Annotated in this window: 19 protein-coding genes; 7 read left to right on the forward strand and 12 right to left on the reverse strand. The window is 61.7% G+C overall.

Annotation, left to right across the window (positions count from 1 at the left end):
- Window positions 1–44 precede the first annotated feature (44 nt).
- On the reverse strand, window positions 45–527 hold the full coding sequence (locus K3166_RS12925; protein WP_221422598.1) for a GAF domain-containing protein: 483 nt from the start codon (window positions 525–527) through the stop codon (window positions 45–47).
- Between the two features lie 76 nt (window positions 528–603).
- Between K3166_RS12925 and K3166_RS12930 the strand changes: the two genes are divergently transcribed.
- Complete coding sequence (locus K3166_RS12930; protein WP_221422599.1) at window positions 604–2,055, forward strand: PQQ-dependent sugar dehydrogenase; 1,452 nt, start codon at window positions 604–606, stop codon at window positions 2,053–2,055.
- 20 nt (window positions 2,056–2,075) lie between these two features.
- Here the strand turns inward: K3166_RS12930 and K3166_RS12935 are convergent, their stop codons facing one another.
- Window positions 2,076–3,815, reverse strand: coding sequence for an acyl-CoA dehydrogenase family protein (locus K3166_RS12935; protein WP_221422600.1), 1,740 nt, complete (start codon window positions 3,813–3,815; stop codon window positions 2,076–2,078).
- Between the two features lie 48 nt (window positions 3,816–3,863).
- Here K3166_RS12935 and K3166_RS12940 point away from each other — a divergent pair, with 48 nt between their 5' ends.
- On the forward strand, window positions 3,864–4,799 hold the full coding sequence (locus tag K3166_RS12940) for an L-threonylcarbamoyladenylate synthase (RefSeq protein WP_221422601.1): 936 nt from the start codon (window positions 3,864–3,866) through the stop codon (window positions 4,797–4,799).
- Here K3166_RS12940 and K3166_RS12945 read toward each other — a convergent pair.
- The 7 genes from K3166_RS12945 to K3166_RS12975 form a co-directional block, all read right to left on the reverse strand.
- Window positions 4,796–5,125 (reverse strand): hypothetical protein, encoded by a 330-nt coding sequence (locus K3166_RS12945; RefSeq protein ID WP_221422602.1) that lies wholly within the window; start codon window positions 5,123–5,125, stop codon window positions 4,796–4,798. The genes K3166_RS12940 and K3166_RS12945 overlap by 4 nt on opposite strands.
- 53 nt (window positions 5,126–5,178) lie before the next feature.
- On the reverse strand, window positions 5,179–6,000 hold the full coding sequence (locus tag K3166_RS12950) for a head GIN domain-containing protein (protein WP_221422603.1): 822 nt from the start codon (window positions 5,998–6,000) through the stop codon (window positions 5,179–5,181).
- Window positions 6,001–6,136: 136 nt separating this feature from the next.
- Complete coding sequence (locus tag K3166_RS12955) at window positions 6,137–6,670, reverse strand: CarD family transcriptional regulator (RefSeq protein WP_221422604.1); 534 nt, start codon at window positions 6,668–6,670, stop codon at window positions 6,137–6,139.
- A gap of 181 nt (window positions 6,671–6,851) precedes the next feature.
- The gene (locus K3166_RS12960) at window positions 6,852–7,670 is read right to left on the reverse strand and encodes a YihY/virulence factor BrkB family protein (RefSeq protein ID WP_247714659.1); all 819 of its coding nucleotides are present in this window, start codon (window positions 7,668–7,670) and stop codon (window positions 6,852–6,854) included.
- A 12-nt stretch (window positions 7,671–7,682) separates the two neighbouring features.
- Window positions 7,683–8,021 carry a ferredoxin FdxA gene (gene fdxA / locus K3166_RS12965; protein WP_221422605.1) on the reverse strand — a complete coding sequence of 113 codons (339 nt, stop codon included), beginning with the start codon at window positions 8,019–8,021 and terminating at the stop codon, window positions 7,683–7,685.
- Window positions 8,018–8,329, reverse strand: a complete 312-nt coding sequence (locus tag K3166_RS12970; RefSeq protein ID WP_221422606.1) for an RNA-binding S4 domain-containing protein — start codon at window positions 8,327–8,329, stop codon at window positions 8,018–8,020. Before K3166_RS12970 ends, fdxA begins: the two co-directional genes overlap by 4 nt.
- Window positions 8,330–8,331: 2 nt before the next feature.
- Window positions 8,332–10,839, reverse strand: coding sequence for a helicase-related protein (locus K3166_RS12975; RefSeq protein WP_247714660.1), 2,508 nt, complete (start codon window positions 10,837–10,839; stop codon window positions 8,332–8,334).
- 231 nt (window positions 10,840–11,070) lie between these two features.
- On the opposite strand from K3166_RS12975, the gene K3166_RS12980 reads away from it, so the two are divergent.
- Genes K3166_RS12980 through K3166_RS13000 form a run of 5 tightly spaced genes read left to right on the forward strand, consistent with a single transcriptional unit; the run spans window position 11,071 to window position 15,360 of the window.
- Window positions 11,071–12,642 (forward strand): M23 family metallopeptidase, encoded by a 1,572-nt coding sequence (locus K3166_RS12980; protein WP_221424127.1) that lies wholly within the window; start codon window positions 11,071–11,073, stop codon window positions 12,640–12,642.
- A gap of 52 nt (window positions 12,643–12,694) precedes the next feature.
- Window positions 12,695–13,693 (forward strand): porphobilinogen synthase, encoded by a 999-nt coding sequence (gene hemB, locus K3166_RS12985; RefSeq protein ID WP_221422608.1) that lies wholly within the window; start codon window positions 12,695–12,697, stop codon window positions 13,691–13,693.
- 2 nt (window positions 13,694–13,695) lie between these two features.
- Window positions 13,696–14,247, forward strand: coding sequence for a GNAT family N-acetyltransferase (locus K3166_RS12990; RefSeq protein ID WP_221422609.1), 552 nt, complete (start codon window positions 13,696–13,698; stop codon window positions 14,245–14,247).
- Entirely contained in the window at window positions 14,240–14,797 is a 558-nt protein-coding gene (locus tag K3166_RS12995; protein ID WP_221422610.1) for a GNAT family N-acetyltransferase, read from the forward strand. Before K3166_RS12990 ends, K3166_RS12995 begins: the two co-directional genes overlap by 8 nt.
- Window positions 14,794–15,360: a gamma carbonic anhydrase family protein gene (locus K3166_RS13000; RefSeq protein WP_221422611.1), complete on the forward strand. Its 567-nt coding sequence runs from the start codon at window positions 14,794–14,796 to the stop codon at window positions 15,358–15,360. The genes K3166_RS12995 and K3166_RS13000 overlap by 4 nt, the downstream gene beginning before the upstream one ends.
- 83 nt (window positions 15,361–15,443) lie before the next feature.
- Here K3166_RS13000 and K3166_RS13005 read toward each other — a convergent pair whose 3' ends face one another.
- From K3166_RS13005 to K3166_RS13015, 3 genes are read right to left on the reverse strand one after another with little or no spacing between them, the layout of a single operon-like run.
- Entirely contained in the window at window positions 15,444–15,953 is a 510-nt protein-coding gene (locus K3166_RS13005) for a DUF1993 family protein (RefSeq protein WP_221422612.1), read from the reverse strand.
- A 55-nt stretch (window positions 15,954–16,008) separates the two neighbouring features.
- Complete coding sequence (locus tag K3166_RS13010; RefSeq protein WP_221422613.1) at window positions 16,009–17,616, reverse strand: cisplatin damage response ATP-dependent DNA ligase; 1,608 nt, start codon at window positions 17,614–17,616, stop codon at window positions 16,009–16,011.
- Window positions 17,617–17,619: 3 nt separating this feature from the next.
- Window positions 17,620–18,624 (reverse strand): ligase-associated DNA damage response exonuclease, encoded by a 1,005-nt coding sequence (locus K3166_RS13015; protein WP_221422614.1) that lies wholly within the window; start codon window positions 18,622–18,624, stop codon window positions 17,620–17,622.
- Between the last annotated feature and the right edge of the window lie 11 nt (window positions 18,625–18,635).

Raw genomic sequence — 18,635 nt, forward strand, 5'->3', positions numbered from 1 at the left:
CGAGCGGCAAAAAAGCTGCTTGCGCGTCCCCTTTCGGGGCAGTTTTAGATGCGTGAGCCGAGGATTTGGGCCAATTTTTCCACGCCGTCCCGATCTTCCTGATCGAAGCGGGAAGTCCTGGGGCTGTCGAGATCAATGACCGCAATCACTTGGCCATCACGTGTTACCGGGACGACGAGTTCCGAATTGGTGACCGAATCGCAGGCGATATGGCCCGGGAATGCGTGCACGTCCTCGACGAGCTGCGTTTCACCGGTTTTCGCGGCAACTCCGCAAACGCCGCTGCCCATCGGAATACGGATACAGGCTGGTCGGCCCATGAAGGGGCCCAAGACCAGTTCACCCTCAATGACGCGGTAAAAGCCCGCCCAATTCAGGTCCGGCAGGAAGTCCCACAGCACAGCAGCCACGTTTGCCATGTTGGCCACTGCATCGCTCTCGCCAGACGTCAGCGCGTCGGCGGCATCCACCAATTGCCTGTAGGCTTCTGGCTTGGGACAATCGGGTGCGGGTCGGAAATCGAACATGCGAGCGATCTAGGCGAACACTGTGCACATGCAAGAGGCGTTGCGGGCGAGGCGGTGACGCCCTATCGGTTTTTTTATGAGCATCCTGAAGAAGCTGGGCATCGCCCTTCTCGTCATCGTCGCGGTATTGGCCATCGCGTTCTACTTCATTTCGCGCGGCGATACCGCAGACGTTCCGATCGACGAGGTGGTAGGCACGGACCCGAGGCTCGATGAACCCGATGCAGAAACATTCCCGACGGTGTCGATCGCCGAGCCGGTCGGGTGGGCGGCAGACGAAAAGCCGACTGCTGCCGAGGGGCTGACCGTCACTCGCTTCGCCGAGGGGCTGGAACATCCGCGCACCCTTCAGGCGCTTCCCAATGGCGATATCCTCGTTTCGCTGACCCGCGCACCCGCCAAGGAAGGCGGCGGCATTACGGGCTGGATTGCCGATAGGCTGATGGCGTTGGCCGGGGCGGGCGGCACGTCTCCCAACCAAGTTGTCCTGCTGCGTGATGCAGATGGGGACGGTACGGCCGAGCGCAGGGTCGTTCTGCTTGACGACCTCGATTCGCCGTCGGGTCTCGCCTGGAACGATGGCACGCTTTATGTAGCCAATCACGACGAGGTGCTGGCGTTTCCTTACGAGCTTGGCGCCGAGACGGTTTCGGGTGAGGCAACCAAGCTCACCGACCTTGCGCCTAATGGCGGCCACTGGATGCGCAATCTTGCGCTGCATCCCGATGGCGACCGGCTCTACGTGGCCGTAGGATCGGATACCAATATCGCCGACAAGGGGATGGAGGCCGAAGAAGGCCGCGCCCTCATTTGGGAAATTGCGCTGGAAACCGGCCAGCGCCGCCAGTTCGCTGGCGGATTGCGTAATGCCAACGGCCTCGATTTCAGCCCTTGGTCCGGTGAATTGTGGACCACGGTCAACGAGCGCGACATGCTTGGGTCGGACCTCGTGCCCGACTATCTCACCAATGTACCGGTCGGCGCGCAGTATGGCTGGCCGTGGGTGTATTGGGGCGATAATTATGATCGCCGCGTCAAATATCCCTACCCCTCTTTCATCAATTACGTCCGCAAGCCCGAATACGCCCTTGGACCGCACGTTGCGGCCCTCGGACTGGTGTTCAGCAAGGAAGGCGCGGCCATGGGCGAGAACTTCTCCAACGGCGCATTCATTGCCCGACACGGGTCGTGGAACCGTAAGCCGCCGTCCGGTTATGACGTGGTCTATGTGGCGTTTGACGAACGCGGCAATCCCCAAGGCGCGCCCATCGAGGTGCTCGGCGGGTTCCTAACAGGCGAGGGCACGACTCGCGGCCGGCCCACATGGGTCGAGTTCGCTGGTGACGGATCACTTCTCGTCAGTGACGATACCGCCGGCATCATCTGGCGCGTGTCGGCAGATGGCGCTGCTCCGCAGGGTGCTATCGAGCGCGTGACGGGCCGCCGCTTGCCTCCGCAGCGCGAGCTGCGCGGACAGGAAGCAACTTTCGGGCGCGATGATTACGCCCGCGAAGTGACCGCCGACTAAGTCGCGCGGCGCAACTTGGCTCAGCCAAGCAGCGCGTCTGTATCGATTGCGTAAAGCCCCTCGGCCCCGGCTGTTGCTGCAGCGCGCAAGCCCGCTGCTTCGGGCACGATGCGGTCGAGGAAGAAGCGCACGCTGGCCTGTTTAGACTTCGCCAGCGAGGGCGCTTCGCCTGCCTCGATGGCGCGCAGCTGTTTGACCAATTGCCATCCAGCCACTGCCACGGACATCATCGTGGTGAAGGGCACGCTGCCCGCCAGCTTGTCATCTAGGCTAGCCTCTTCGCGCATCCACCGAGCAACAGCGGCGCAGTCACCTGCAAGGGCAAACAGGCTGGGCTCGTCCGCGCAATCACGGGCAATATCTTCCGTCAGGGAGATCAGCGCCTGCCCATTGTCCATGCCAAGCTTGCGCGTGACCAAGTCCGCGGCCTGGATACCATTTGTTCCTTCATAGATCGGTGCGATGCGCGAATCGCGCCAATGCTGGGCTGCGCCGGTTTCTTCCACAAAGCCCATTCCGCCGTGTACCTGAATGCCAAGGCTGGCCACTTCGGTGCCGATATCGGTGCCCCACGCCTTGATCAGCGGGGTGAGGACTTCGCCGCGTGCTTTGGCATTCTCATCGCCCAGCACGCCGCGGTCTACCTGTCCTGCGGTGTAGTAAAGTAATGCGCGGGCGCCCTGTGTGAGGGCCTTCATCCGCAGCAACATGCGACGCACGTCAGGGTGCTCCACGATTGCAACCGGTTCCTTGTCCGGTGATCCGGCCCGGGCCGACTGGACCCGCTCTTTCGCGTAATAGAGCGCTTGCTGTGTCGCTCGCTCGCCAATCTGGACGCCCTGATTGCCGACATTGATCCGGGCGTTGTTCATCATCGTGAACATCGCCATCAGCCCGCGGTGGGGTGCGCCGACCAGTTCACCGACACACTCGCCATTATCGCCGTAGCTCATCACGCAGGTGGGCGAGGCATTGATGCCCAGCTTGTGTTCGAGGCTGACGCACCGCAGATCGTTGCGCGGGCCGAGAGAGCCATCGGCATTCACGTGGTACTTCGGAACGATAAACAGCGAAATGCCGCGGCTGCCGTCGGGCGCATCGGGCAGGCGCGCCAAGACGAGGTGGATGATATTCTTCGAAAGCTCGTGTTCGCCCCAAGTGATGTAGATTTTCTGACCCTTGATCAGATATTTACCGGCATGTTCGCCGTCCTCAACGGGGGTCGCCGTGGCGCGCAGGGCGCCGAGGTCACTGCCAGCCTGCGGCTCGGTCAGGTTCATCGTCCCTGACCATTCGCCGCTAACCAGCCTGGGAAGATACTTGTCCTGCAATTCACCGGAACCATGATGCTCGAGCGCTTCGATCGCTCCGACACTCAGCATGGGCAGCAGGTTGAACGCCATATTGGCGGTGCCGAGGTTTTCCAGCACGTTGCAGGCAAGGGTGAAGGGAAGTCCCTGTCCGCCAAATTCCGCTGGCGAAGCAATCGTGTTCCAGCCCTGCTCGACATAATTGTCGTACGCTTCGCTGTATCCCTGAGGCAGGCGAACGACGCCGTTTTCCAGCTTGGCACCTTCGAGATCGCCTACCCGGTTGAGCGGAGCGAACTCGCCCGCCGCAAATTGCCCCACGCCTTCGACGATGGCTTCGACCATGTCAGGCTCGGCGGCGGCGAATTTCTCGCTCTTCGCAAGCTCCTCGATTCCTGCATTCACGCGGATGGCGAGCAGTTGGTCCTGGGTGGCGGGAGTGTAGGTCACGGATGCATTCCTCTTGGCTTTATGCGCCTTCAGATATAGCGCACGGGCATGGTCGGCAAATACGCTACGGAAACGCTTCTAGCGGACAAAGGTGGCATAGATCGTGCCGCAGCGATCCTGCGAGATGGCGGCCTTGTCGCTGTGCCGACTGAAACGGTCTACGGACTGGCGGCGCGTGCCGATGACGACCGCGCCGTGGCCAGGATATACGAGGCGAAGGGCCGCCCGAGCTTTAACCCGCTCATCGTGCATGTCCGCGATATGAAGCAGGCGCGGAGGCTTGCACAGCTGACTCCTGAAGCCGAAGCCCTGGCCGCAGCCCACTGGCCGGGTTCGCTTACCTTGGTCGTGCCAAGAAAAGCGGATAGCGGCCTGGCTGATGCGGTTACTGCTGGCCTGCCGACAGTCGCGCTCCGAATGCCCGATCATCCCTTGATGAGGGCGCTCTTGGCCGAAGTGGATTTTCCTGTCGCCGCACCCTCTGCAAACCGGAGCGGGTTCATCAGTCCCACCAGCGCGAACCACGTGCTTGCATCGCTGGGTGGGCGAATCGATGCCGTTCTGGATGGCGGCGAATGCCGGTCCGGTGTCGAGTCGACGATTGTTGCTGTGCGGGAATTCGGTCAGCTTGAAATATTGCGACCCGGCCCGGTGACAATTGCGACCGGGCAGGCGCCAGTGCCGGGCGACGGCATTGAAGCGCCGGGCCAGCTGGCCAGCCACTATGCCCCGGGCAAGCCCGTCCGCCTGAATGCGGCGGAAGTTGCGCCAGACGACTTCACTATCGGTTTCGGGGCGATGCCGGGGGATTGTACCCTGTCCGCCAGCGGCGATCTCGAAGAAGCGGCGGCACGTCTTTATGCGTGCCTGCATTTGGGCGCGGCTTCCGAAAAACCGCGTATCGCGGTCGCACCGATCCCGGAAGAAGGCATCGGCGTTGCGATCAATGACCGGCTGCGCAGGGCAGCCACGCCGCCCGACTAATCGTCTTCGGGCTCGACCGGTATGGTCGGCAGGATCTGCTGCATCTCGGCGTAAGTGTCGCGCGCATCGTCACAGGCGCGGCGGCTACCCTCTTCGCATTCATCCAGCTGTTTTTCGTAATCGCGCTCGAGCTTGGCGAGCCGTTCCTCGCGGCGGCGGATTTCCCTGCCTCGCTTTTCGTCGGATTCCGACTGGCTTGTCGTGGCCAGGTCCACGCCCTTGCTCACGACCTTAACCGGCGCAGTTGCGACATCGACAAGCGTGCCGACACATCCGGGGAGTGCAAGTGAGGCGATCGGTAGGATGGTAAGTGCCAGACGGCGCATGCGAATTCCCTTCGCAGCGCCGCCTAGCCGAAAAAGCCTTGCTTGGCGATGACTCAGGTTGACGGTGCGTCCGGTGCTTCCGGTGCTTCAGGGCTTTCAGGTGCTTTCGGCGCCTCAGGTTTCTCTGACGCCGCAGTCGTACCGCTGCGGCAGTTGAGCTTGCCCGAACCGACCGAAGAAACGGTGCAGGATGCGTTGCCGTTGACTGTTACGCTGCCCGATCCGACAATACTGGCCTCTACCTTGCCATCGGAATCAAACTCAGCGTCACCTGAACCGGCAACCGAGATATCGGCGTTTCCGACCTTGAGACCGGCCATCCGGCTTTGACCGGACCCGGCAACCGTCAGATCCAGCTTGGCGGCGGATCCGGTAGTTTCGAAGTCACCTGACCCGGCAATGGTCAGATCGAGGCTATCGACGTCCATGCTGTTGACCTTGGCGGATCCCGAGCCAGCGATCGTGGCCTCTGCCCTGCCTGTCATCCGGTCGGCTTCGACCGAACCGGAACCTGCGATTACCATCGCGGTCAGGCTGGGCATGGTCACGCGCACGGTTGCGCTTCCGATGTTCTTACCGCTGTCCTTGGCGCGGGTAATGCCAAGCGAATCGTCGTCCAGGTGGAAGCGCATCGCGTCGACAGCTTCCTGGTCACCGGTTACTTCGATATCCAGCGCGTCTCCCGTGGTGACGATAACCTTGTCTGGGGCGGCAAGCACCAGCTCTGTGGGCGCAGCTCCGGCCATATCCAGCTCTGCCAGCGGGACGCCTTTCGAATCGCCGATCTGGATATCCATCTGGTCGCAGCCAGCGACAAGCGATCCAGCAGCCAGTGCCGCAACCGGGGCAAGCCCCTTGAGAAGTTTGATAAGCATTGCCGGTTTCCCTCTATGATTCCTGCTCAATCTGTATTGGCGATATAATACAGCGAGCAACTGGCTGCAACCCATACGAAAAGGGCCGCCCCTTGCGGAGCGGCCCCTTTGTCGAGCTGTATGCGGCTTTCGCCGATCAGGCTTCTTCGGTGTTCTCGTAATATTGCGGCGCATGTTCGCGCAGCACGTCGAGGATCTTTTCAAGCGCAGTTGCTTCGTCGGTCTTTTCCATTGCCGCGAGTTCGCGGGCGAGACGGCTGGAGGCTGCTTCGAAAATCTGGCGTTCCGAATAGCTTTGCTCGGGCTGGTCATCCGGACGGAACAGGTCGCGCGTGACTTCTGCGATCAGGACGATCTCGCCAGAATTGATCTTGGCTTCATATTCCTGGGCGCGGCGCGACCACATGGTGCGCTTGACCTTGGGCTTACCCTTCAGGGTTTCCATCGCTTCCTTGAGAGTCTTGTCGCTGGACAGCTTGCGCATGCCGATGGATTCGACCTTGTTTACTGGCACGCGGAGCGTCATGCGCTCTTTCTCGAACCGTAGAACATAGAGTTCGAGCTGCATGCCGGCGATTTCCTCGCTCTGCAGTTCGATGACACGGCCTACACCGTGCTTGGGATAAACGACGTAGTCACCAACGTCGAAAGCTTCAGGCTTACTCGCCATGCATTAGTCCTTTCGTGCGGAAAGACATTTCCAATGCTGCAAAACAACCGTTCCGCAGACCCCAAAGGGAAGCGGCAATCGTTCAGATTGCAGAATGGATGCTCTTCCGGCCCTTTCGATTCTTACATCTGCCCGGGAGCACACCGGCGCAGTTGTTGCATTATATAGCACAACCTGTGGATTATTGCGAGTCTGGGACGTCTTTGTTCGCGCTGGGCCGCAGTCGGCCATTGCGCACTGCTGCCAATTCGGCCCCGAGCAAAAGAAAGAACCCGCTGGCATAGAACCATGTGATCAGCACAATGACCGCGCCGAGCGATCCATAGGCCGCGTTGTAACTCCCGAAATTTGCTGCGTAATACGCAAATGCAGCTGTCGCCAGAAACCACGTCGACGCGAACAGTACTGCTCCGGGCCAAATCGCTGACCACGTCGGGGAGGGATTGTTCGGAGCATGGCGATAGAGCAGCGCTGCGGCTCCGCTTGCGGCAATAAGCAGGAATATGAAGCTGGCAAGTTCGCCAAATGGCCCGCTCAGGGCTGCGACGAGCGTCACCGCGCCGCCGATCACGGCCAGTCCCATCACGCCTGCCAGAGTAATTGCCAGCGCGACCAGGTTCGCCCGGACAAACCCGCGCCCTTTGTCGGCATTGAAGGCGACATTGAGCCCTGTCATCAGGGCGCGTGCGCCATTGCGCGCTCCAAACAGGGCAATGCCGAGCGATACCAGCAGGCCGAACCCCTTGGTGCCATCGGCCCCCTCAGTGACATTACGCAATTGCTCTCCGATAAGTTCGGCGGCCGAAGGCGGTAGGCTCCCGGATAGCAGGGCGATATGCTTCGATACAGTCGCCGGATCGGCGAACAGGCCATATCCGAGCACGAGCGCGCCGAGCGACGGCACAAGTGCAAGCAGCGCATAATGCGCAATGCCTGCAGCGATCAGACCAATGTTGTCATCACCGCCCGATGCCCAGGCAGCCTTCAGATCATCGAACAAGGAAATGAGTTATCAGTCGCCTTCGCCGGGTTCGGGCGAGAAGAACTTTTCAAACTTGCCCTCTTCGCCCTTATGCTCGTCGGCATCCGCGGGCGGTTCCTTCTGGCTGGTAATGTTCGGCCATTCGGCGGAAAACTTGGTGTTCAGCTCGAGCCACTTTTCGAGATTGTCCTCGGTATCGGGCAGGATGGCTTCTGCGGGGCATTCCGGCTCGCACACGCCGCAGTCGATGCATTCCGACGGGTTGATGACGAGCATGTTCTCGCCTTCATAGAAACAGTCGACGGGGCAGACCTCGACGCAATCGGTGTATTTGCATTTGATACAAGCGTCGGTGACGACATAGGTCATGGTGCGATCTTTCCCTGTCTCGCGGTGGTATTTGCGCTGCTATTTCCATTTTGACCGCTCGGGTCAAGCTTGCGGTAACACGCCTCGGCTTCGCGCGGGGGTCCGCGCCGCTCGGGCAAGGAGATAATCTCTATCAGGTGGACGCTGTTCCCGAGAGGCAGCGTGAGGACATCGCCTTCCGCAATATCGCGGCTGGCGCGAATGATCCGCTCGCCATTGCGGCGGATATGTCCTTTCTCGACCAGCTTGTGTGCTGCGCTGCGGGTGCGCACGAACCGCAGGAGGCAAAGCAGGCGGTCGATCCGCACCCTCAGCCCTGCTTGATGAGGTCTGCCAGGCCGGCGAATGCACTGCCTTCGCGCGGTTTCGCGGCTGCCGGCGCAGCCCGCTGCGGCTTGCGCCGCGACGGGCGCCACTCCCAACTGTCGGGGCGGGGCGGACCTTGCACGTTTTCAGCCAGCGGTCTGGCGTGTTGCACGCGGAAACCGGCCTGGCCCAGCAGGCGCTCGGCATTCTTCTGCTCCAGCCCGATCGATATCGGCAGGGCGAGATTGAGACGAAATTTGCGCTGCTTATCTGCCTTTGCCCTGGCATCGTGTGCGGCGCGGAAGATCTTTTCTGCCAGGTCCAGCCTGATCGCCTGCGAACCTGCATGGCGATAACCTGCGGGAAGCTTTTTCGCGTCCGGAATCACCGGCAGCATCGCTTCCTGGAGGGGCCTGCGGTCAGTGCCAAGCGCACTGAGCAGCTGCCTCGGAGCGGGCTTGAGCAGCATCGGCGAGAAAATGTCGAGCGCCCCGAACGTTACGCCGATCTTGCGCAGGAACGGACGCATTTCCTTGGGCAGATGCTCGAGCCCTGCGGCTTCGCGCGTCACGAAGCCATGACCGGAGATAAGGTTGAGCAACAGCGCGCGGGCCTGCGATCCCGCTTCGGGATTGGTCGCCGCTATGTGCATCTTGCGCAATGGTTCGAGCGGTTCGAGCTTCTTGTCGAGCCAGCTATCGAGCGCAGCCATCAAACTGGCGCGGGCACGATCCGGAAGCATTGCCAGTTCATTCGCGGGCTCAAGCTCGGGCTTCACCTGATCGTCTCGCTGCTTCAGCTTTGCGAGCATGTGGCCGTTCCAGCGGATCGCGCCGCGCGCAAGTTCGATATCGGCCAGATCAGACGCCGCAAGAGCTTCAGCGCGCTCTCCGAGGATGCGGGGCAAGGCTTTTTCGGCCGCAGACAGCAGCATCTTGCGGTCCGCGTGATTGGCCGCAGCATCCACCTTGAAGCGGAAGCCCTCGACGTGGCCCAATGCCTCGTCCTCCACGCTCAGCGTGCCATCTTCAGCCAATGTTATCGGGAGAATACTTGCATCCTGTCCCAGCGATTTCATGAGTATTGCCGTCCTCCGGTTGACGAATCTTTCGGTCAGGCGCGCATGAAGCGCATCTGACAATTTGGCTTCGACTGCGCGGGCGCGTGACGCCATTTCGTCACGGGCAAGCACCCAGTCAGGGCGCTGGCAGATATAGGCCCAGGTGCGAATCGCCGCGATCCGCCCCTGCAGCGTATCGATGTCGCCGCTGGTATTGTCGAGTTCCGAGATGCGGGCCGCGACGAAGTCTGCGCCGATATAGCCGCCTTGCAGGTCCTGCCAGAGCCTTGCGATGAAGCGGGCGTGCACGTCGGGGCCCCGCTGGCGGAAATCGGGAAGCGAGCAGGCTTCCCAGAAGCGGCGCATCTGGCCGTGACCGCGGATCGACGCGGCGAAGGGTTCCTCGGCGAGGCGCTTTAGTGTGGCCAGATCGATCGCTTCGGGCGCAAGGCGCAAGGCGTCATGCTGCGGCAAACTCTCAAGATCCCCGATCAGGACGGGAATGCTGTCGAAGCGGGGCTCCGCCTCACGCCAGAACAGCTTCGTGATAGGAGCAAAACGGTGCTCTTCGATCGCGTAGATGTCTTCTTCGTCGAATTCGGGAGAAGGGCCCATCTTGTTGCCCGCGCCAGAAAGCGTGCCGAATGTCCCATCGCGCTGGTGCCGCCCGGCGCGCCCGGCGATCTGGGCCATCTCTGCGGGATGCAGGCGCCGCATCCGTATTCCGTCGAACTTCGTCACTCCGGCAAAGGCGACGTGGTTTACATCGAGGTTTAGGCCCATTCCGATGGCATCGGTGGCAACGATATAATCAACCTCACCATTTTGGAACAATTCGACCTGCTTGTTGCGCGTTTCTGGTGAAAGAGCTCCCATGACCACGGCGGCACCGCCCCGAAAACGCCGCAGCATTTCCGCGACCGCGTAAACAGCTTCCGAACTGAACGCGACAATCGCGCTGCGCGGCGGCAGGCGCGACAATTTGCGGGGGCCGATGTGGGTGAGGGTGGAGAATCGCGGGCGATCCGAAATTTCAGCTTTCGGTATCAGGGCTCGCACCATCGGTTCGAGGGTGGCAGCGCCAAGCAGCATGGTCTCTTCCCTCCCGCGTGCATTCAGCAGTCGGTCGGTAAAGACATGGCCGCGCTCACGGTCCGCAGAAAGCTGCGCCTCGTCGAGCGCCACGAAGGCGGCATCGGGGTTGCGCGGCATCGCTTCGACGGTGCAGCAAAGGTACCGGGCGCCGGGCGGTTCGATCCGCTGTTCGCCGGTGATCAGCGCGACGGCCTTTTCGCCCTTGATCGCTACCAGCCGGTCGTAGACCTCGCGCGCCAGCAAGCGCAGCGGAAAGCCCATCACACCGCTGGAATGGGCGCACATCCGTTCAATGGCGAGGTGGGTCTTGCCGGTATTGGTGGGTCCGAGGACCGCCTTGATAGAGGCGTCTTTCACCCCCCCTAGGTGGCAGCGCCATGCGCCGGGTGCAACCGCTTGCCGCCCGATACCCGCATCCTGTCGCATTTCGGACTGTTTCCGCCTTACAGTTAAGCGCATCTTTACCTTGATTCCGCCATATACTAATCCGCAATGGATAAACCGGCTGGTCGCACAGGCGCGTCGCAGAGCCGGGATGGAGGGTTACAGGTGCACGAGTCCGTAAAGGACGTGGAACCGCAATTGGCTATGGACCTCGATGACAATCCCGATGGATTGGCAGGCGATGGCACCTATGCGGTTGCAGTGGATTCCGCCGCCAGGCCTGCGTTCTCGCTCGCAGCCTTCCGAGACCAGATGTTCGCCCACGTGGAAACCCTGGATATCGCACCGGATCTCGGAGCCGATATTGGCTCGAAAAGGTGGTTCAGGGGGTTGGGGACGTTTGTCGGGCTGTCGGTGGTCGCGCTTGCCTTCTGGCCGGATTTTGCCCCTCTCGAAGCTGCTTCGCCTTTGCCTGACGATGATGCCGTCCTCGGCGAATATCACAGCCAGGCCATTCTGCCGCTGGGTCTGGGGGCGGACACTGGCCGCCGGATGGGTCCGAACAGTCTGGTGAGGCCCCTGGCAGAAGCGCCCGAGCGTCCGGAATTGCAGATGATGGCCACCCTTGGTTCCGGAGACAGTTTCGAGCGAACGCTGCTGCGCGCTGGCGTGGGCCGCGAAGAAGCAAGCCAGGTTCTTTCGCTGATCGAGCGTGCGATGCCCCTCGACGAGCTTGAGCCCGGGACGCAGATCGACATCACTCTGGGCAGGCGCCCTGCTGCCGGCGTTTCGCGTCCGCTTGAGGAACTCCGCTTCCGAGCACGGTTTGACTTGCAGCTTGCTGTTTCCCGGCTGGATCCCGGTGCGGACCTGACTTTGTCGCGGCAGGTTATCCGCACGGACGAAACGCCGCTGCGCATTCGCGGTACGGTGGGTGACAGCCTTTATCGATCGGCGCGTGCTGCTGGCGCTCCGGCGAGTGCGGTCCAGGCTTATCTCAAAGCCTTGTCGCAGCAAGTCAGCCTCGAGCGCGATGTACGCTCGACCGATTCTTTCGATATCATCGTATCTCACCGCCGCGCCGCCACGGGCGAGCGGCAGGCGGGCCAATTGGTCTTTGCGGGCCTCGAGCGCGGCTCACGCGCTCCGATCCAGCTGATGCGCTGGGGCAAGGACGGACAATTCTATGAAGCATCAGGCGTTGGCGAACAGCGCGGCGGCCTGGTTGCTCCGGTGCCGGGCGGGATGAGCTCGGGATACGGAATGCGCCGTCACCCTATTCTCGGGTACCGCCGTATGCATGGCGGTGTCGATTTCCGCGCGCGTCACGGTACGCCGATCGTTGCCGTAACGGACGGCAGTGTGACAGGTGCCGGACGCATGGGAGGCTGCGGCAATGCAGTCCGCCTGCGTCACGGCAATGGCATCGACACACGGTACTGCCACATGAGCCGGATTGCGGTGAACCGCGGCCAATCGGTCAAGCGCGGCCAGGTGATCGGTTATGTCGGCTCGACCGGCCTGTCGACCGGTCCGCACCTTCACTACGAGATGTATCGCAGTGGCCGTTCGGTGAATCCTGCTTCGGTCGAATTCGTCACGCGGGCCCAGCTTTCGGGCGAGGAGCTCCGGCGCTTCCGCGAGACATTGCGCAAGATCAAGACCGTCGAGGCCGGGGCCGCGCTGGAAGATCTCGCGCCGACTGCAGACGAGGTCGCATCAGAAGTACCGGCACGCGAGATCGACAAGCTCGATAATCCGCAACCCGTTACTTGAGCCTGCCGCCCGAGATTGCCTCGCCGCGCCGATTGCGGCAAACGGCATGGTCATGAGCAACGCCTCCTATCCCGCTACCCGCATGCGGCGCACGCGCGCCCATGACTGGAGCCGCCGCATGCACCGTGAAACGGTGCTCACTCCCGCCGACCTCATCTGGCCGCTCTTCGTCACCGAAGGCAGCGGTGTCGAGGATCCGGTCGCTAGCCTGCCGGGCGTCTCTCGCTGGTCGGTCGACGGTATCGCAAAGCAGGCCAAGGAAGCCGTGGCCCTTGGCATTCCGTGTGTGGCGTTGTTCCCCAATACGCCTGCGGAAAAGCGCAGCGACGACGGCGCCGAAGCGCTCAATCCCGACAACCTCATGTGCCGCGCAATCAAGGCGGTCCGCGATGCCTGCGGATCGGATATCGGCATTCTCACCGACATCGCGCTCGATCCCTATACGAGCCATGGACAAGATGGGTTGCTCGATGATCACGGCTATGTCGTGAATGATGACACAGTTGCAGTGCTGGTGGATCAGGCGCTGGTCCAGGCTGAGGCGGGCGCTGACATCGTCGCCCCGTCCGACATGATGGATGGCCGGGTGAAGGCGATCAGGATGGCGCTCGAGATGAACGGCCATCACAATGTGCAGATCATGAGCTACGCGGCGAAATATGCCTCCGCCTTTTACGGTCCGTTCCGTGACGCCGTGGGGTCCGGCGGACTGCTGAAAGGCGACAAGAAAAGCTACCAGATGGATCCGGCAAACGCCGATGAAGCGCTGCGTGAGATCGCGCTCGATATTGCTGAAGGGGCCGATAGCGTGATGGTCAAGCCGGGCCTTGCCTATCTCGACGTGATCTGGCGCACGAAACAGGAATTTGGCGTACCGATTTACGCCTATCAGGTGAGCGGGGAATACGCCCTGATCGAAGCAGGGGCTGCGGCCGGTATCGGTGACCGCGAAGCCTTGCTGATGGAGAAACTCATCGCTTTCAAACGCGCCGGCTGTTCGGGCGTCCTGACCTATCACGCGCCGCTGGCCGCGCGCCTCCTGGGCGGCTGACTGTGGCGGCTGGGTTCCGGCACGAAACAGAGCGTCTCATCCTTCGCGATTGGCGCGACGAGGATTGGCCATTGTTTTGGGATGGCACCAACACTCCGGACGTGATGCGCTGGCTCGGCGGCGTGGCGAGCGATACCAAGCGGCAGGGCGCACAAGAACGGTTGCTGTCCTACGAACGCGACCACGGGCACACATTCTGGGTTGTGGAGCGCAAGGACGACAACGCCATACTCGGCTTTTGCGGCCTCAAACGCTGCAACCAGCAGGGCGGACCCACCGGCATGATGGAAATCGGCTGGCGCCTGCGCGAAGACGCGTGGGGCAAGGGGTATGCGAAGGAGGCTGCCAGCGCCTCGCTCAACCTCGCCTTCGAGCGGTTCGGTGCGGACGAAGTGATCGCGCTGACAGTTCAAGGTAATGCGCCGAGCTGGGGCCTCATGAAAGCCCTCGGTATGCGGCGCCGCGAAGATCTCGACTTTGCCAATGACGAGTTCGACAAGGAGAACCCGGTCATCATCGTTTATTCGATTTCGAAGGGCGATTGGCATGGCTGACATCATCGCCGAAACCGATCGGCTGGTCCTCCGCACGATCGACGACAGCGATGCTCTCGAGCAGGACCGGTTGCTGAACACGCCCACGGTCATGGCGCGGCTTGGCGGCGTAAAGGAACTCCACGAAATCGAGGCGAAGCACGCCAAGTCGCAGGCGCTTTATGCCAGGGAAGGCTTCAGCTTCCTGTTCATGGTCGAAAAGGCGAGCGGTGAGATGGTCGGCCATTGCGGCATCAAGCGGGTCGACAACCCCCTGGCATCCAATGTTGGCGATCACGAGATCGGGTGGCTCGTGCGGGAGGATCGCTGGCGGCGCGGCTACGCCGAAGAAGCCATGCGGGCTGTTCTGGAGTGGGCGTTCGGCCGGGTCGCCGCGCCGTACGTCTTCGCCTTGACGAGCGAGGCCAATGTGGGAAGCTGGAAGCTGATGGAGAAGCTTGGCATGACCCGGCGCAAGGATCTCGATTTCGAAGATCCCGATTATCCGCCGGAAGACCGCACCGTTATACAGTACAGCCTCACACGCGAAGAATGGAAAAGCCAGACATGACACGACCCGGCGTCACTATCGTGCCGATTCACGGCAAGACCCCGCAGATCCACGAGAGCGCTTTTATCGCGCCCGGCTGCACAATTGTCGGCGATGTGACCATCGGTGCACAAAGTTCGATCTGGTATAATTGCGTGCTGCGCGCCGACGTCAGCCGGATCGTTATCGGCGAGCGCAGCAATGTGCAGGACGGTAGCGTGCTGCACTGCGATCCGCCGCGCCCCGGCGATCCCGATGGCTCGCCGCTGCTGATCGGTGACGACGTGCTTATCGGACACATGGCCATGGTTCACGGCTGCGTGATCGAGGACCGCGGCTTCGTCGGCCTCGGTGCGATTGCCATGAACAAGGCTGTCATTGGCAGCGATGCGATGCTGGCCGCCGGCGCGATGCTCACCGAGGGCAAGGTCATGGGCGAGCGCGAGCTATGGGGTGGCCGGCCTGCACGCAAGATGCGCGATCTTGATGATGCTGCCGTCATGGGCATGCGCATGGGCACTGCGCACTATGCCGAAAATGCCAAGCACCATGCCGAGGCGGTCGCCGCTGCGCTGAAGGGCTGAAGACGGACCTAAGCCGCTGTGCCGGCCATGATCGAAATGTTGCGCAGCGCAACTTCTCTCCAATGGCCGGGCAGGAATGCGGCTTAGCCAGCAGGCTTCTTGATGTGCCGCATCATGTAAGGCACGAAATCCGCTTTACCGACCTCTACCCCTTCCGACCGCAGGATCGCGTAGAAGGTGGTGAGATGGAAATAGAACTGCGCCATGGCCCAGTCCCGCACATATTCATGCGCCTTGAGCGCAAATTCCATACCATTGGGAATGTCGAATTCGACCGGCGCATCGGCATCGGGAAAGCTTTCTGCTGAGCTCGCTTCAACTGCCGCACGCGCTGCCGCGATGTGCTGCTTCGCATCGTCGAAAGTGACAGGATCCTCTGCCGGAAGGTCGATACCGGCTCCCGTAAGCCGGTTCATTGTGTTCAATACCTGGAAGGTGGAGAGCCGTACCTGCGTTGCCAGGGGGAGCATGTCCGGTGCCAGGCGCGCTTCGAGAAGGCCAGGCTTACCCGACTGCTCGGCTTTCCCGACGAGGTGATCGAGCGCACCAAGCATCTGAGCGAACGTCGCAAGAGTAGATGTGGCATAAGACATGGGAAGGCTCCGACAGATTGATCTCCCGCCCGGCCTAAAGGCCGCTACTGCGGCGTCAATCCCTCACGAGCGAGCGCAGGGCCTCGATCCGGTCTGCTTCGTGCGCGGGTTTTTCCCAGCGGATGCGGTGGATGCGGGGGAAGCGCATGGCCAGGCCGGATTTGTGCCGCTTGCTCTCATGCACACTGTCGAAGGCGACTTCGAATACGAGGCTCTTGTCGGTTTCGCGCACCGGGCCGAAACGGTTGATCGTGTTCTGGCGGACGTGCTTGTCGATCTTCTTGAGCTCTTCGTCGGTAAAGCCCGAATAAGCCTTGCCCACCGGAAGCAGGTCGGCCCCGGCGTCAGGATTCCCGTCCCAGCAGCCAAAGGTATAGTCCGAGAAGAAGCTCGACCGCTTCCCGCTGCCGCGCTGCGCATACATCAACACGCAATCGACCAGCAGCGGATCGCGTTTCCACTTGTACCAATAGCCAACGCGGCGCCCGGCAATGTAAGGGCTGTCCTTGCGTTTGAGCATCAGCCCTTCGATCGCGTCGTCACGGCTGCCCTCGCGGATTTGGGCCAAATGCTCGAAGTCCTTTGCCTCGACCACCGCGCTTATATCGAAATGACTGGCTGGCAGATGGTCAATCAGCTTTTCGAGGCGGCCGCGCCGCTGTGTCCACGGTAAATTGCGCAAATCTTCGCCCTCGGCAATCAGGACGTCATAGAGCCTCACGAAAGCTGGTGCCTCCTTGAGCATCTTCTTGCTGACTGTTTTGCGGCCAAGCCGCTGCTGCAACGCATTGAAGCTCGCAGCGCCGCCTTGCGTTCTGGCGTTTTCAGCGCCGCCCTGGACATTGCCGCGCACCAGCAATTCGCCATCAAGCACTGCGTTTATCGGCAGCACGTCGAGCAATTCGGGGAAGGTCGCCGAAATATCGTCCCCACTGCGCGAGTAGAGCCGCGTTTCTCCGCCCGCGCGCACGATCTGGACGCGGATACCATCCCACTTCCACTCGGCTGCATATTCCGCGAGATCGACCAACGTCTCTTCCAGCGGATGCGCAAGCATGAAGGGGCGGAATGTGGGCAGGTTCTCGATGTCAGGCGCATCGCCGCCGTCTGCCGCCCATGAAAACAACTCCGGATAGGGCGCGCCGAGACCGTGCCAATACTCCTCCACTTCGTCCACCGACACCTCAAACGCCTGCGCGAAAGCGGTTTTCGCCAAGCGGCTGGAGATGCCGATGCGCATACCGCCGGTCGCAAGTTTGAGTAGCGCATAACGGCCCGAGGAATCGAGCCGGTCGAGCAGTTTCGGTAGCTCTGCCAGCACGCTCTTCCGGTTCATCGCGCCCAGCAGATCTACGGTTTCGCTGATTGTGGGAGGAGAGGGTGTTTCATCGGGCGCGGGCCACAACAGGCTTGCCGTTTCGGCCGTGTCGCCAACGAAATCGCGGCTCAACGTCCACAGCACAGGGTCGATGCGCTCTTTGAGCAAATTGCGAATTGTCGAACTTTTCACGGCAGGAAAATCGAGCCCATCGGACAGCGCGGCCAAGGCCCAGCCGCGATCGGGATCGGGCGCAGATTTCAAATACTCTGCGATCAGGCGCAGCTTTTCATTGCGGGACCGCGTGTAGATCAGCGCATCGACCAGGGCGGCAAACTCTTCCACGCCTCAGTCGTCCTCGTCTTCGTAGCCGACCATGGCGAGCGCGCGGGCGCGGCGCTGATGCAGCTGGCACCAGCGCAGTAGCGCATCTTCGCGGCCGTGGGTAATCCAGTTTTCTTGCGCCCCGACCTCTTCAATCGTGCGGGTAAGCTCGCCCCAGTCCGCGTGATCCGAGATGATGAGCGGCAATTCGACATTACGCTGGCGAGCCCGCTGGCGCACGCGCATCCAGCCGCTGGCCATCGCGGTGATCGGTTCAGGCAGGCGGCGGGACCACCTGTCGTTGAGCGCCGAGGGCGGACAGATCACGATGGAACCGCGCATGTCGTCTTTGGTATGGTCGGCAACCAGGCGCAGCTCGCCAAGATCGACACCGTGTTCTTCATACAGTCGGCACATCTTCTCCATCGCGCCGTGGAGGTAAATCGGATCCTTGTGCCCTGCGCGGCGCAACTCGGCGATGACCCTCTGCGCCTTGCCCAGCGCATAGGCACCGACCAGCACGCAGCGGTCCGGGTATGCGGCCAGGCGGTCCAACAGTTTCTGCATCTCTTCCTCTATCGGAGGATGGCAGAATACGGGCAGTCCGAATGTGGCTTCGGTAATGAAGATATCACAAGCGGTGACTTCGAACGGCGGGCAGGTGGGATCGGCCCGGCGCTTGTAATCACCGGTGACGATTACGCGCTCATCCGCATGTTCGAGTAGTATTTGCGAGCTCCCCAGCACATGACCGGCCGGGATGTAGGTCGCAGCTACGCCGCCCGGGAGGCGGATCGTCTCGCCATACGCGACCGGTGTGGCACCATCGGAAGTCGCGTAGCGCAACTTCATGATCGCCAGCGTCTCGGGTGTGGCGACAGTCTGTCCGTGCCCGCCGCGCGCATGGTCTGCATGGCCGTGGGTGACGAGCGCCTTGTCGACGGCTTTCGACGGATCGACCCAGCAATCTGCGGGCAGGATATGAATCCCGTGCGGGTCGGGTCTGATCCAGGAAAAGGGTGCGGCCATCCCCGTCTCAA

The organism is Qipengyuania psychrotolerans (assembly GCF_019711355.1).
Lineage (GTDB): Bacteria > Pseudomonadota > Alphaproteobacteria > Sphingomonadales > Sphingomonadaceae > Qipengyuania > Qipengyuania psychrotolerans.

Bases quoted from the DNA above. Each gene is read 5' to 3' on its own strand.
- K3166_RS13000 (WP_221422611.1), top strand. From the start codon at position 14,794: ATGACACGACCCGGCGTCACTATCGTGCCGATTCACGGCAAGACCCCG.
- K3166_RS13015 (WP_221422614.1), bottom strand. From the start codon at position 18,624: ATGGCCGCACCCTTTTCCTGGATCAGACCCGACCCGCACGGGATTCAT.
- K3166_RS12950 (WP_221422603.1), bottom strand. From the start codon at position 6,000: ATGCTTATCAAACTTCTCAAGGGGCTTGCCCCGGTTGCGGCACTGGCT.
- K3166_RS13005 (WP_221422612.1), bottom strand. From the start codon at position 15,953: ATGTCTTATGCCACATCTACTCTTGCGACGTTCGCTCAGATGCTTGGT.
- K3166_RS12925 (WP_221422598.1), bottom strand. From the start codon at position 527: ATGTTCGATTTCCGACCCGCACCCGATTGTCCCAAGCCAGAAGCCTAC.
- K3166_RS12955 (WP_221422604.1), bottom strand. From the start codon at position 6,670: ATGGCGAGTAAGCCTGAAGCTTTCGACGTTGGTGACTACGTCGTTTAT.
- fdxA (WP_221422605.1), bottom strand. From the start codon at position 8,021: ATGACCTATGTCGTCACCGACGCTTGTATCAAATGCAAATACACCGAT.
- K3166_RS12945 (WP_221422602.1), bottom strand. From the start codon at position 5,125: ATGCGCCGTCTGGCACTTACCATCCTACCGATCGCCTCACTTGCACTC.
- K3166_RS12940 (WP_221422601.1), top strand. From the start codon at position 3,864: ATGGTCGGCAAATACGCTACGGAAACGCTTCTAGCGGACAAAGGTGGC.
- K3166_RS12980 (WP_221424127.1), top strand. From the start codon at position 11,071: ATGGACCTCGATGACAATCCCGATGGATTGGCAGGCGATGGCACCTAT.
- hemB (WP_221422608.1), top strand. From the start codon at position 12,695: ATGAGCAACGCCTCCTATCCCGCTACCCGCATGCGGCGCACGCGCGCC.
- K3166_RS12930 (WP_221422599.1), top strand. From the start codon at position 604: ATGAGCATCCTGAAGAAGCTGGGCATCGCCCTTCTCGTCATCGTCGCG.
- K3166_RS12995 (WP_221422610.1), top strand. From the start codon at position 14,240: ATGGCTGACATCATCGCCGAAACCGATCGGCTGGTCCTCCGCACGATC.